The organism is Ktedonosporobacter rubrisoli (assembly GCF_004208415.1).
In the GTDB taxonomy this organism is placed as follows: Bacteria; Chloroflexota; Ktedonobacteria; order Ktedonobacterales; family Ktedonobacteraceae; genus Ktedonosporobacter; species Ktedonosporobacter rubrisoli.
Genome location: NZ_CP035758.1, coordinates 2,494,401 through 2,507,710 on the forward strand (window position 1 = coordinate 2,494,401; position 13,310 = coordinate 2,507,710).

The 13,310-nt window shown below is 49.0% G+C and carries 14 protein-coding genes; 5 read left to right on the plus strand and 9 right to left on the minus strand.

From position 1 onward, the window contains the following. Nucleotides 1-242 precede the first annotated feature (242 nt). Nucleotides 243-926, plus strand: coding sequence for a VOC family protein (locus tag EPA93_RS11435; protein WP_129887498.1), 684 nt, complete (start codon nt 243-245; stop codon nt 924-926). 168 nt (nt 927-1,094) lie between these two features. Here EPA93_RS11435 and EPA93_RS11440 read toward each other — a convergent pair whose 3' ends face one another. The 3 genes from EPA93_RS11440 to EPA93_RS11450 form a co-directional block, all read right to left on the minus strand. Further along, nucleotides 1,095-1,373, minus strand: a complete 279-nt coding sequence (locus EPA93_RS11440) for a helix-turn-helix domain-containing protein (protein ID WP_129887500.1) — start codon at nt 1,371-1,373, stop codon at nt 1,095-1,097. A 246-nt stretch (nt 1,374-1,619) separates the two neighbouring features. Beyond that, nucleotides 1,620-2,195: a hypothetical protein gene (locus tag EPA93_RS11445; protein ID WP_129887502.1), complete on the minus strand. Its 576-nt coding sequence runs from the start codon at nt 2,193-2,195 to the stop codon at nt 1,620-1,622. A 481-nt stretch (nt 2,196-2,676) separates the two neighbouring features. Continuing rightward, nucleotides 2,677-3,795 (minus strand): DNA topoisomerase IB, encoded by a 1,119-nt coding sequence (locus EPA93_RS11450; RefSeq protein WP_129887504.1) that lies wholly within the window; start codon nt 3,793-3,795, stop codon nt 2,677-2,679. Nucleotides 3,796-4,429: 634 nt separating this feature from the next. On the opposite strand from EPA93_RS11450, the gene EPA93_RS11455 reads away from it, so the two are divergent. Next, entirely contained in the window at nt 4,430-5,356 is a 927-nt protein-coding gene (locus EPA93_RS11455; protein WP_129887506.1) for a DUF7916 family protein, read from the plus strand. Between the two features lie 121 nt (nt 5,357-5,477). Here the strand turns inward: EPA93_RS11455 and EPA93_RS11460 are convergent, their stop codons facing one another. After that, a complete protein-coding gene (locus EPA93_RS11460) occupies nt 5,478-6,224 on the minus strand; it encodes a nicotinamide-nucleotide amidohydrolase family protein (protein WP_129887508.1) in 747 nt (248 codons plus the stop codon). A gap of 113 nt (nt 6,225-6,337) precedes the next feature. Further along, a complete protein-coding gene (locus EPA93_RS50295) occupies nt 6,338-6,466 on the minus strand; it encodes a hypothetical protein (RefSeq protein ID WP_277988856.1) in 129 nt (42 codons plus the stop codon). A 600-nt stretch (nt 6,467-7,066) separates the two neighbouring features. Between EPA93_RS50295 and EPA93_RS11465 the strand changes: the two genes are divergently transcribed. Next, nucleotides 7,067-7,399 carry a hypothetical protein gene (locus EPA93_RS11465; RefSeq protein WP_129887510.1) on the plus strand — a complete coding sequence of 111 codons (333 nt, stop codon included), beginning with the start codon at nt 7,067-7,069 and terminating at the stop codon, nt 7,397-7,399. A 299-nt stretch (nt 7,400-7,698) separates the two neighbouring features. Then, a complete protein-coding gene (locus EPA93_RS50880; RefSeq protein ID WP_129887512.1) occupies nt 7,699-8,229 on the plus strand; it encodes a MauE/DoxX family redox-associated membrane protein in 531 nt (176 codons plus the stop codon). A gap of 331 nt (nt 8,230-8,560) precedes the next feature. Here the strand turns inward: EPA93_RS50880 and tnpC are convergent, their stop codons facing one another. From tnpC to EPA93_RS11490, 4 genes are all read right to left on the minus strand, one after another. After that, nucleotides 8,561-10,069, minus strand: a complete 1,509-nt coding sequence (gene tnpC / locus EPA93_RS11475) for an IS66 family transposase (RefSeq protein WP_129886188.1) — start codon at nt 10,067-10,069, stop codon at nt 8,561-8,563. 117 nt (nt 10,070-10,186) lie between these two features. Then, nucleotides 10,187-10,447 (minus strand): hypothetical protein, encoded by a 261-nt coding sequence (locus EPA93_RS11480; protein ID WP_129887514.1) that lies wholly within the window; start codon nt 10,445-10,447, stop codon nt 10,187-10,189. A gap of 113 nt (nt 10,448-10,560) precedes the next feature. Then, nucleotides 10,561-11,427, minus strand: coding sequence for a DMT family transporter (locus EPA93_RS11485; RefSeq protein ID WP_129887516.1), 867 nt, complete (start codon nt 11,425-11,427; stop codon nt 10,561-10,563). A gap of 340 nt (nt 11,428-11,767) precedes the next feature. Beyond that, entirely contained in the window at nt 11,768-12,412 is a 645-nt protein-coding gene (locus EPA93_RS11490) for an isochorismatase family protein (RefSeq protein ID WP_129887518.1), read from the minus strand. Between the two features lie 180 nt (nt 12,413-12,592). Here EPA93_RS11490 and EPA93_RS11495 point away from each other — a divergent pair, with 180 nt between their 5' ends. Beyond that, a complete protein-coding gene (locus EPA93_RS11495; RefSeq protein WP_129887520.1) occupies nt 12,593-13,189 on the plus strand; it encodes a TetR/AcrR family transcriptional regulator in 597 nt (198 codons plus the stop codon). Nucleotides 13,190-13,310 lie beyond the last annotated feature (121 nt).

Here is a 13,310-nt window from a genome sequence, read left to right on the forward strand (position 1 = left end):
GGCTGGCAGCAGGCGGTCAAGTATAAACTTAACGGGATAATTGTGTGCTGAGAAATTGTTCTGTCCCTCCTTTCTTCTCAAGTCAAATAGCCTGAACTGTTCGAGAAAACAGGCTAGCAACACTACCTTTGTACAGTGTCAAGATGCTCTTAGCCTGCTAATCTTTACGTAGACGTAGAACGAGGAAATTCTTTCTATGAGTAGAGGAGTGAATGCCTTCGACCAGAAGGAGGTAGGGAATCATGAGAATTGCAGAAATTAGTTTATGTGCGCCTGATCTTGTAACGCAGCAAGAATTCTATACTGGTATCCTGGGCTTGCCCCTTGTGCAGGCCACAGATACTTCATTTACCGTACAGGCAGGAGAAACACGCTTGAATTTCCAGCCCATTAAACGTGGAAGAGCGTTGTATCACTTTGCCTTTGCTATCCCCTGTAATAAATTTGCTCAAGCCGAGGAGTGGCTCAAGAAGCGCGTACCTATATTAGGGAGAGGCGGTAAGGAGACTTTCTTCTGGCCAGAATGGAATGCAGCTTCCATGTATTTCTACGATGCAAACGGCAATGTTGTGGAACTGATTACCCACTACGATTTAGCTGTGCAAGCCTCTGGCGAATTTGGCCCACAGGATCTTCTCTATGTCAGTGAGATCAGCCTGGTGGTTGATGATGTACCAATGCGGATCGGTAGGCTCAAGGCCAAGCTTGGCCTTGAGACATATCGGTGTTGTGAAGATACTTGTGCCCTCCTTGGCGATATACATGGATTGTTTACTGTCGTGCAGGCCGGTTATCTCTGGTTCCCAACCAGGAACAAAGAGGCCCTGGTCACTCCTGTATGCGTCAAGCTGGATGGGCGGCAGGAACAGCATCTACGTTTCTCCCCTTTCCCTTACACTATCGATGTGGTCCCTACTATTAGTTAATGAACCTGAGTGAAATTTTCTGATCGAACGCCACAACTGCTGAAAGTTCCGCGGAACACGAGCGTCAGCACAAAGTGCTCCAGATATCGGAGGCACAACCAATTCCTTGCCTCCCTATCTGGCAAGGACAATTTCAGAGGGCTCTATTGAGTTGAGAGGCTGCTTTATTCAAACTGCGGCGAGCGTTGCTTCATCTTGCACAGCTGGTTCCCAGACCAGCAGATCATTCATGCTGACCGGTAGGGAACGGTTGAAGTAGGTGAGCAGCCGATCAACCGTTGTGTAATCGATGCGATGGCTTTGCCCCGTATGCAGAGAGACTAAGACGCTCAGAGAAACGCCGCTCTCTTCGGAGAGACGACGCAAGCTGATGGTCGGCTTGCCTTGCTTGGCATGCTCAACGTTAAGCCGGGCAAGCAGGATGCGCAAATGGCAGGTAACAGGCACGAAATTCCTCCTGGAGAACATAGTTAAGTCCGCTAGTAGGTGTTTCTAGCATACCAGAACTGGGAGGAATGTCAATACATTGCACCGACTTCCTGGTACTGCCTCTAATTATATTAGCTAGTGGGAAAGCTGCACTTGTGATGTGCTACTTTCGTTGAGACCCAAAAGAACTGAGGCAGGTTTGAAGGACAGTATATCTCCCCGCAAACCGCCCCGATGAAACGTTTGAGTCTGCTGCCAACAGATTTAGATATTAGGCACTGTTTGAGGTGTGCCTCGTCGTATTAACTGAGCTGCAATAAAGCTGACGAGCAATGATGCTGCAAAAGCTATCAATGCCCCTGGTAGTTCTGGCTTAACACTCATTAAGAAGACAATTCCCAAAGACGTAATGGCGTGGATCTGTACTGAAATACACAGTACAGGTTGACTAATCATAAATTCGAGTTGTTGGGATATATTGCCGCTGGAACTCGCTGTCTCGGAGATCTGAGCCGCCTCCCTGATGGCTTTTAGGCCTGGAAGATTGATCCTTGCCGCAAGTATCCCATCCATTACGATGATAAGTAGGGCTATATCGATCCAGCCTGTTCCCCAACTCCATTTAATAATTGTCATATAGATCCCGGTGAGGATTGCTAGCAAAACGCCAGCCCCTAAAAAAAATGTCTGAAAGGTCAGCAAACCAGTGTATTCATAGACCTGAGCAATAGTCTGGGCTCGTTGTAAGCGTAGAAGGCTTGTCCATTCAAAACCTATGGCTACAAAGAGCATGATGACTCCCAGGATGTGAATGAAAAGAGCAAGCAAATAGAAATTCATAGAATATTCTCCTTAGTAGGACACTTTCTTGGTCTGCAAGGATGAAAAGTCATACCTTCTCCCTCTGAAGGACAGAGAGATATAGGCTTGCGCCTTCTTACTTGTACAAATGCTCTGGCCCGATTTTTGGAAATCTATGACCAGAAAATGGTTAATAGCTGACTGCAGTCAGATTGTAGGGCGGGTAAGAAGGGAGAGTCAAGGGCAGCGGCCTGCTAGGAGGAAAAGTGCGCGTATCTGGAAGACGATAAAGATGACCGAGATATTCAACCCTTCCATTTTGCTGGCTTTGGTAGAGCATGTGCTCAAAGAGAACTCACAAATGGAGCAAGGTTAAGCCATGAGGTTTCTCCATGGGCAAAAATTTCAAGTGGAAGGAACGTATCAAGGTTTCGAGCGCTCAGATAGCACTAAGAGTTGTAACGCAAGGTAGATTTGGCCTTTCATAAAGACGCCTCTCGCTTCAAGCTGCGCTAATTCGTTATGCTTTTTCGTTATGTATAGCTTGCTTAAGAAAAGCCAGGACGATCGCCTCGTCGTCATGTAGCTCATCGGGCGCTTTGCTGATAACTTTTTTGGCCCGCTCGTTCAGAAAGGGCAAGAGTGAGCCATCCAGATAGCCTTCAATGATGGCTGGATGGACATAGCACTTGCGGCAGATCGCGGGCGTATTGCCAAGGTCGCTGGCGGCCGTTTTGATCGCCTCGGCAATCTGCTTTTTGGCCTGTGTCTGATTCTCGAAGCCACCCAGATCTTTAAGCGCATGAGCGGCTATGATCGAACCGCCCCAGGTGCGAAAATCCTTGGCTGAGAAATCTTGCCCGCTTATTGAACGTAGATAATCGTTGACGTCGCTCGAATCGACTGTGCGTAACTGCTCGTCTTCGTCACGATATTCAAAGAGGACGTGGCCGGGTAGATCCTGGCAGCGCTTGACGATCCTGGCAAGCTGTTTATCTTTTACGTCGATAACGTGTTCCTTGCCGCTCTTCCCGCGAAAATGGAAGATGACCTGTGAGCCATCGATATCAACGTGTCGATTGCGCAGGGTGGTCAGGCCATAGGAAGCGTTCTCGCGCGCATACTCTTCATTGCCAACACGGATCAGCGTTGTGTCGAGCAGGCGTACGATGGTTGCCAGAACTTTGGCCTGCGGGAGACCACGCAAGGCGAGATCCTGGCTTATGCGCTTACGAATGATAGGTAACGTTTCGCCAAAGGCAATCAAGCTGTCGTATTTAGTGGTATCGCGAACCTGGCGCCAGTGAGGATGATAGCGATATTGCTTGCGCTTTTTTGCATCGCGGCCCGTGGCCTGCAGGTGCCCTTGGGGATAGGGACAGATCCAGACGTCTGTCCAGGCTGGAGGAATGCCCAGCGATTTGATCCTCTTTAGTTCTGTGGGATCATGGATAGGTCGCCCGTGGGTATCTTTGTAGGTGAAATGTTTGCCAACCCGTTTGCGCGTAATGCCCGGCATCGCTGTATCGCTGACATAGAGCAAACCAGCCTCCTGAGCAACTTCGGAGGCATCAGCCGTTGCACAGGTCTGGGAAGCTTCGGAAACTGGCTGGGTATGGTGTTTCAGACTTGCGGTCATTGTGTTTTCCTCTCTACTCTGCGCACCGGGCAAGCTTTCTTCTGCTTAAACCATATATAGAGTATACGATTAGCACAGTGAAGACGCCTCATCACGCCATGAGCGAGCTATTAACGCCGCCAGCTGTATATCCCTTTCAGGGAGCATGGGATCAATGAGCTCTCAGCCATACAATGAAGCATGCGAGAGTGTAGTGCGCCATGGGTTGTGAGCTGATATGCTCGCCGGGCTTCAAGAGCGGGGTGAGCAGATGCGAAGGTAAGATGGAGCCCGCAAAGGAAGGTTGGAAAAGGGAAAATGGAGGCGACTCTCGCAAATACTTGTATAATCTGGCTTCTCAGGCTATACTAGAGAAGGTGCTCCCGAAAGGGAGAGAAGAGCCTGGCAGGGATTGGAACCGGTTGAAATTTCAGGCGGCATCGTCCCAAAGAGCCCCCGAAAGGGAGAGAAGAGCCTGGCAGGGATTGGAACTTCACGAATAACAATGGGCTCAATCAACCCATGTTCCCGAAAGGGAGAGAAGAACCCGGCAGGGATTGTAACGCTTGTAGCCGATGTAAATCAAAGGAGAATATGCTGCCCCCAAAAGGGAGAGAAGAGCCCGGCAGGGATTGTAACGCAGAAAGGCCGATAGATGCATAAACGCTACCTGGATTGTAATGCCTCTGAATTGCGCTCGATCTCCAAACCTGACCTGCTCGATGCTCTACGCGCCAGCGAAGGGCGCATCGTCGTCAGCGAAACTATAGGCGCCGTGCAGCCCTTATTGCAGACAATCACCAATGCCGAGCTAGCCGCCAGCCAAGGCGCCGATGTCCTGTTGCTGAACTTGCTCGACGTCGATACCCCCGCTATACATGGCATGCCGGCTGGCATCGAGCCTGAGGATATCATCCATGCCCTACAACACCTGACCGGTCGCGTCATTGGCGTCAATTTAGAAGCCGTTGATCCAGCTTTTCGCCAGGAACAAGGCAGTCTGTGGGATATTAAAGAAGGGCGCGTGGCAAGCGCTAGGAATGCCCAGAAACTGCTCACGATGGGCGCAAAATTCATTGTACTCACAGGAAATCCAGGAAATGGCATAACGAACAGCGCCATTACATCCTCTTTGCAAGAAATTCACGCCGCAGTAGGCGAAAAGATCATTCTCGTTGCCGGGAAAATGCATGCCGCCGGTGTGCTGTCTGAGGGCGGGGAAAGTATTCTGACCCTTGATGATATCACTGAGTTCAGAGAGAGTGGCGCGGACATCATCTTGCTTCCCGCCCCGGGCACCGTTCCCGGAATTACCCTTGAGTACGCACGAGGGTTAATTGTGCATGCGCACAAACTTGGCGCCATGGCCATGACCGCCATCGGCACATCCCAGGAAGGCGCCAACATCGAAACGATTCGACACATCGCCTTGATGTGCAAAATGGCCGGCGCTGATTTGCATCATATTGGCGATACTGGATACGTTGGCATAGCCCTGCCCGAGAACATCAATGCATACAGCATAGCCATTCGCGGAATCAGACATACCTATGCAAGAATGGCCCGCTCAGTCAATAGATAGCTCAGTTTTCAGTCATCCAGCAACAGGAATAACCGTAGCAAAAGAGAGAGGCATCCATAGAGGATTGGAGCCTCTATTCCTTTTTGCGCCAGGTCCTCAGTACCAGGCTTGAAGATGAAATTTAGTCCTGGGAAGCAGGAGAAGCGCGACGTTCCAGATAGCGCCTGAGCAGATTGAGCGCCGAAATTGCCGCAGCCTGCTTGTTCTCTTCACGCTCGGGTCCCGCACAGCGCTCCGAACCCGTACCCGTGAGCATCCCGTATGGACCGTCGATAGCGATATAAACCGTACCTACCGGTTTATCCTCCTGCTTATCGGGACCAGCGATACCTGTAATGCCCAACCCTATATCTGTATCGAGAAACTTGCGCACTGCCTGCGCCATCGCCCGGGCAGTTTCCTCGCTGACGACTCCATATTGCTCAATCGTCTCATGTGGCACGCCCATGCGCTCCTTCAGGGGCGTACTGTAAGAAACAATGCCGCCGATAAAATGGGCAGCGCTCTCGTGAACATCGGTCAGTGCGCTAGCAATCAGGCCCCCTGTGAGCGATTCCATCGTGGAGACTGTCAGCGGCCCCTTATCAAGATATGTGCCGATGATCTTCTGTAACGAAGCTTCCTCTGCGCTGAGCACATAGTTGGTGAGTAGCGCGCGTATGCGCTGCTCAGCGCGGTCAAGGAGGCCTTCACCTTCTGCGCGCGTTGGCGCTTGTGTGCAGAGGCGTAAGGTAATGTACTGAGCAGAGTTCTGGATGCTCAGCTCTGGATCAGCCAGCTCTAGCAGGGCTTGGAGGCGCTTCCTGATCGTTTCTTCCTTGAGTTCTACAATGTAGAATGTGCGTGTACATATGTTTTGCTTGTTCATTGTTTTTTCTGAAATATCTAGCCAGAATATCTTTCTGGGATAGCACGTTCTTTCTCTTATTAGCACGTAATAGGAGCCCTTAAGGAGGCAGTTTGCCTCAAGATGAAGGACAGCTAATTCAGAGCGAGCAGGATGATTCCAAGCATGATGATACCTGCGGCGCCAAGACGCTGCCACTTATGACCTTCCGAGAGCAGACGAGCACCCAGCAGGGCATACTTGATCAACACCCGGGTGCGCATTTGGGCACTCCTATTTTTCGCGTATCTGGGAGATAACTCTAAGTGTATATATAACTTAAACTCCATATTATAACGTATATTGCCGTTTTCATACTTTGAAAGCTACATCACTCCTTACACTTATAAGAATTCTTATGATAGATAATATTAAAAAAGATTGAAAAATTGCTTAGCATCATGTATAATCGTATAAGTGACTAGTTGATGTTTGCTGTAATTGATAGTATCTTACGCCCTATTTCCAGGAGTTACCCGGATGCACAAGGATACAGAGAGCTCTGATCCCGATCCCCAACTAACCAGGAAACGCGTGACTAGACGTCTGTTCGTCAAAATCGCTGCCGGGCTTGTTGCATTTATTCCATCTGCGTATACTTTAGCCGAAAATGCTCTCAAAGCGAGTGCAGCTTCTCTTCCTCCGCTCTATGTGCCCTGCTCAGAGCTATACTGCAACATATGGACTACCTACTGCTCATGTGGAGCCAAATACTGTGTCTTCTATTGTTTAGATAGTAGAACAGAAGGAGATTGTGGATATAGAACAAGTGATTGTGGCATCTGCTAAGTATAATAGCAAGACCTTTTAGGAAGGAGTCAATCATGGAACAATCTCAAAAAAGAATTGGCGGAAAACCGCTTCCTCCACCACCCAGTGGCCCTCCACCCTGGTTCAAGGATGTTCCGGGAACTCTTGAAGTAAAGGTAAGAGTACTCACACGTGACCATCCTGAGTATGAAGGCTCAAAACATCGCATCCAAACAGTGGACAGGTTCCTGGCAAATAGTCCTAAAGCATCGAATGGTAATCCGTATACTATAGAATGGATGGACCCATTCCATGGAAAGAAACATACTATTGACTTAACACAGTGGGCCACTGATGCCAGAGACGCCCTTGTAAACATCGAATGCTCATTTCATCCAGCAAAGTAATTCCTCAACTTTCGAGTAGCAAACAGGAAGTCCTGTTTGCTACTTTTTCTCGACGTTTGCTTTGAAGTAATATCGTAAGGAATGTTATAGAAGAACTAGCTCTCTAATAGAGCAGATAGGAGCCCCGGTTAGGAATCCACAACTTCTTTTCTTGTTTTTTACAAACTGAATGAGATCATTGACTTTTGTTCATGCCAGAGTGAGAAATTTAGTGAGGTTGAGAATGATGAGTATTGTACGCTTCCTTCTCGAATTATATTTTGCGCTATTATTGTGTGTATCTGGAATGACAAAACTGTATGATATTCAATCTTTTTACAGGTACACTATATAAGCAAGGTATACTTCCGTTATGGAGCATCAAATGGGTAAGTAAAATCTTCCCCTGGATTGAAATTGGTTTGTCGCTGCTTCTTACTGCAGGTTTTTTAGAAAAACTAGTGTCGTTTTTGGTAGTATCTCTTTTTGTCATATTCCTCAGTATAAAGCTCACCTTATTTTTTAAGAAGGCACACGTGAGCTGTGGGTGCAATAGTCAATCAACTTCAGAGGTTGTTGATGGAGTGAGTATCTTTGTAGCCATAATTTACATTGCATTATCCACCTTTCACATGATATTGGCTGTTTTGAATACACCGATTAGTATATTTTGGCACCTCGTTGAGAGTGGCTGTATTATCCTCCTCTGGAGCTTGCTCCTAATTGGGTGCATAATCCACTATAAACGACAACTCAAAATAAATCCTCAAGAAGTAGAGGTCACTTCACAGAAACCGGTATTTTTCTTTAGAGATGAGGAAGGGAATACTCTTACTATAATAGATTATTAGGCTCTTGTTTATTTGAATGGTAAAGTAATTCATAATTTTTGAGTTCTTGATGCATAGAAAGGTATCAAAAAAATATAGCATTGAGTAATCAAAGTACTAACAGGCAAACACTGTGAAGTGCATTATAAAAGTGACGAAAGCGTTCTATGAACAAGATCAAAACGTTTACATCTATTCAATAACTATCTCCCTTCTTCCTAAAGAACCCTATCATGTTACTGCCATTTTATCAAACGGAATACCCCGCCAAATTGAGCTACGCACTTCCCCTCACGGCAATCTCTACGTCCATGAAGAATACACCCTGTAAATTCGTAACTATTCAGGTGGGTCAGGAGAAAGCAGGAAGAACAGGGGTCCCTGAAAATAGGTGATCGAAGGCAGAGAACAGTGCAATGCCTTGCTTTCGCAACGTGGAGAGGTAACTGCGAATGCGACAGAACATAGCAATTCCCAGCTCGGTGCGGAAGCAGCCAGAGACTTTTTGCTGCACCTTGATCATGCGCAGGTCGCGCTCGGCCTGGTTGTTGTCAAACGGCACAGCAAAATCATGGAGGAACCGAAGCACCTCCCACTTTCTCTGAGAGAAACGATCCAGCAGGTTACGGGCCGGGCTTTGTTTGGCTCGTCCTGGGAGTCGTTTTCCCTGTGCTGACTTCTTGGGTGGACCCGGCGGTGGATGAGCGAGATAGCCTTCTGCCAGGATCTCATCATAGCGACAAAGCAAGCGTGCGAGCACGAGCAAATCCAATTGTGGCTGACCATGTGTTTTCGCTCGCTCCACCTCAGCCTTCATGTCGAGCAACAGCTCTTTCATCGCTCTCGCCCAGACTTGTCCTAGTTCTTCCTCGATAAAGGTCAGCTCTCGCAGATGATGGACATTGCATAAGGCTTGGGTAAAGCAGTAGCTCTGATAGCTCTGCAACCCATCATGAACACTGGTGCCACGAAACTGTGGAGCGATGCCAATGGCATCAAGGGCCACCCGTCCCCGACTCGGATGAGCCGCATAATAGGTCAGCCGAGCCGTCGAGCAGACATGCACCCACCAGCCCTCTGTGCCGACCCGCATCCCGGTTTCATCCTGATTGAGTACCTTGGCCTTGACCACAGCCGCTCTCAGACGAGTTTCGACCTCCTCCAACTGATGGTAACAGGTTTTGACAAAGCTAGCGATGCTGCCCGCCGAGAGTTGGACTCCCAGCAATTCCTGCAAGAGTTGACTAGCGCGAGCATAAGGCAGAGCCTGACCTTGCACCAAATAGGTGGCGAGCGTTTGGATGCCTCTTCCATACTGTGTTGGAGCCTTCACGCTCGCTGGAAAAGACGCTCGTGTCAGGTGATAACATACGGGGCATTGCTTTTCTTCCACGCGATGCTCCTTGATCCAGAGCCGTTGGCTGGGCAAGTCAATCACCTGGCGTCGTTCTGGTAGAGCTGCTGGAAGGCCACTGAGATCACGGTGACAGTGGGAACAGGCAAGAACTGGATGCACGAGGATCTCATCAGGCGTCTGGACCTGGCGCAGATGATGTCCTCGATGGCCTTTTTGTCCTCCAGGTTTCTTGCCACTCGGCTGCCGCAAGCTCTTAGGAACACGAACAAAGCGATCTGAAGAAGGTGGGAGGCTGCTGTTATGACTATCTTTGGCCACCTGCCCTTCCAAGGCTTTGATGTGCTCTTGCTGGGAGGCAATCACTCCTTCCAGTTCCTTGATCTGCTTGTGCAGCGAACCAATGGCCTGGATGGACTCCCGCACACACTCATGTAAGGTGCGATTGGTATGTCGTAGCGCGTCATTCTCTTGTCGCAGCTGCTCCAACTCGTCATCCTTGTTCATAAGCCTACTCTAGCAGATTGACAGCTCTCTCCGCAACTACCTAGCCCATCTGAATAGTTACGTAAATTCTAAGTTCCTAACGGTAAATCAATTTGTGTTGTGGGCAAAATTGGATAACTATGTGGAAAGCAAGCAGGCGCTACAAAAAGCCTGCAGAGCCAAATCATTTGGTAAATGGCTCAGCGCAGTCAAGGAGCCTTCGCCTTCTGCAAGTGTTGGTGCCTGAGTGCAGAGGCGTAAGGTAATGTACTGAGCAGAGTTCTGGATGCTCAGCTCTGGATCAGCCAGCTCTAGCAGGGCTTGGAGGCGCTTCCTGATCGTTTCTTCCTTGAGTTCTACAATGTAGAATGTGCGTGTACATATGTTTTGCTTGTTCATTGTTTTTTCTGAAATATCTAGCCAGAATATCTTTCTGGGATAGCACGTTCTTTCTCTTATTAGCACGTAATAGGAGCCCTTAAGGAGGCAGTTTGCCTCAAGATGAAGGACAGTTAATTCAGGGCGAGCAGGATGCTTCCAAGCATGATGATACCTGCGGCGCCAAGACGCTGCCACTTATGACCCTCCGAGAGCAGACGAGCACCTAGCAGGGTTCCTATCAAGACACTACACTCACGCAACGGAGCAACATGGCTGACGGGACTCATGGTGAGGGCGAAGAGGATAAGGATATAGGCCAGCGGCGAGAGAATTGCTACTCCCAGAGCTTCTAAGCTGTAGCGCTGCCAGCTTTCGCGTAGCGTATTGCGCTGGCCTATCACAAAAGGTGTAAGGATAAGGGCGCGCAAAATGTTTGAGGAGGCATCGAGGAGCAGAGGAGGTATCTGTAAAGTGCTGACCGCATACTTATCCCAGAGCGTATATGAGGCGATAAAGATGCCCGTCAGCAACGCGTAGCCTATAGCCGGGCGCATCCTGAGTCCCGCGTGCAGCAAGGTGAGCGGGTTTCCGACAAGAAAGGCCACGCCACTAATGATAAGGGCTATACCAAACAGCGCTGCCAGAGTCGGTCGTTCGCCAAAGAGCAGCATGGCCGCTCCTGTCGAGAGCAGCGGACCCGTGCCGCGGGCCAGCGGATAGACGAGCGAAAGATCTCCCACGCGATATCCGCGTTGCAAGAGTAAGAAATAAGCTACGTGTAGGATGGCCGTACCCAGCACGAAAACATACTGCAGGCCGCGGAGATGAGCCTGGCCCAGCAATATAAGCGCGATGAGTAGGGGCAAATAGATGAGCGCCGAGAGTGCGCTAAAAAGCCAGACAAAGGCTGCGCTGTTGCCGGCACGCTTGGCCAGGTAATTCCAGCTCGCGTGCAGACAGGCAGAAATCAACACAAGTCCTAAAGCGAGATGACCCATGACGTACTTGTAGCCTCCTATGCGGATTCTATGCTAAACCCATCCTTAGGGATCAGTGAACGAAGTAAATAAAATTTCTTAAATTTATAATACAATAAAACTTTATTTTGGTAAATCTCTGTGAAATATTATTTTTTAGAGGAAGCGACTTTGACTTTGGAGGTTTTGCCAGCCCGGAGCACTCTCGTCGTAGCTAATGGATTCATCTGGAGATAGAAGCGGGCGGGTGAGGACAAAGTGGGGGAATGCCTTGAAGCCAGGCGGTTTCGAATGAGTCAGAGGGAGTGCCTATGCAGGAAATATACTGTTTTCCTACATAAGCATCCTGGAAAGTGTTTGCTCAAGCCTGAACGCGATGACCAGACTGCTGGGCGGCAGTATGATGAGCCAGATTCAGGGCAAATGCGGGAGAATGTTCAAGGACTACATGCAGAAAATCTTCTACTGTTTCTTGCCTTGCCCACGACCGCTGATATTCTGCAGCCAGTGAGAACCAGCTCACAGGTATAGCACCAGCCTGCACAAGGCGCGAAACCGCTATCTGATGGGTTTCGACTGTCTCCCCTCCACAAGCATCGATGACCACGTAGACATCAAAGCCCCGTCTCAGCCCTTCGAGGGCAGTCAACAGGAGGCATCCTTCGGTCATTAAACCGGCCATAATCAACTTTTTGCGCCCTGTCGCTTCAACTGCCGCTGCAAACTCAGGAGTTTCAAAGGCATTGAAGTTTCCACCGCGTCTCACCACAGGATGATCGGCAATTAAGTGGTGCAGTGCTGGATAAATCGGTCCAGGTGTATCAGTATCTTGACCGTTCGTCACTATGAGCGGTACGTTAAACGTCAGTGCTACTTTGGCAAGCGCTGTCACTGAATTCACATTGTGCTCGACTGTCGTTGAGCCAATCAGATTGGCAAAGCCAACCGAATAGTCGATAAGAATGATGCTACTGTTTTCAGGCGTTACTGGTTCAAGATTAGTCATGGAACTCTTCCTTTCCTGTCTCTGCATGAAGCCACGCAGAGGGATAAATCAGATGGCATCAGGCGTTGAACAATCAACCCTTGTTGAGTATCATAGTAGCAGATGAATAGGCGATAAGCCATGAACAAAATGCCTTTGGTGTCAATTCCTCAACAATAAGAAGAAAGTGTTGATTCCCTCATGAATAAACAAGTGTCCTCTCCCAATCGGCAGGCGCGGCGAACACGTCAATTGTTGCATGATGCCCTCAAGAGGCTGTTACAGGAGAAGAGCTTTCATGCTCTTACTGTCAATGATCTTGCCGAGCAGGCCGGGCTCAATCGCGGAACATTTTATTTGCATTTTACCGATAAATATGCCTTGCTTGATGATTATATCCGTGAGGAATTTCAGCATGTCCTCCTGGCTCGCCTTTCACCATCTGCCTCGTTGAGTCGAGAGACGCTTCATTTGCTGGCATTGACAACGTTGGAATACCTTGCACAGACATATGAGCGCTGCCGGTCCAGCGATAAGCCAGTCGAATCGCTACTAGAGAGAGCGGTACAGCAGGAAGTCTATCACACAGTTCTCAAATGGCTCACACAGGATCAGAAGCCGGCAACTTCCTCTCTAGTTTCTGCCGAAACGATGGCGATGGTCGTCAGCTGGTCAATCTTCGGGGCAGGCATCCAACGGAGACAAGGCCATAGGGAAATCTCCTCAGAAGCGCTGGCCCAGCAGATAACTACAGCTCTTCTTAATGCCTTGTCGTCAAGGATACTGGTTTTGGAATGAGCATAGCCAGGGCTTCTACTCATGCTCTGAGCTCTATTTCGGCTATATTCTGTGCGCCGCCAGCTTTGAGCGGATCAGACGGATACCGGAGCCATTTAAAATTCCTTTTTTGCCTTCACCA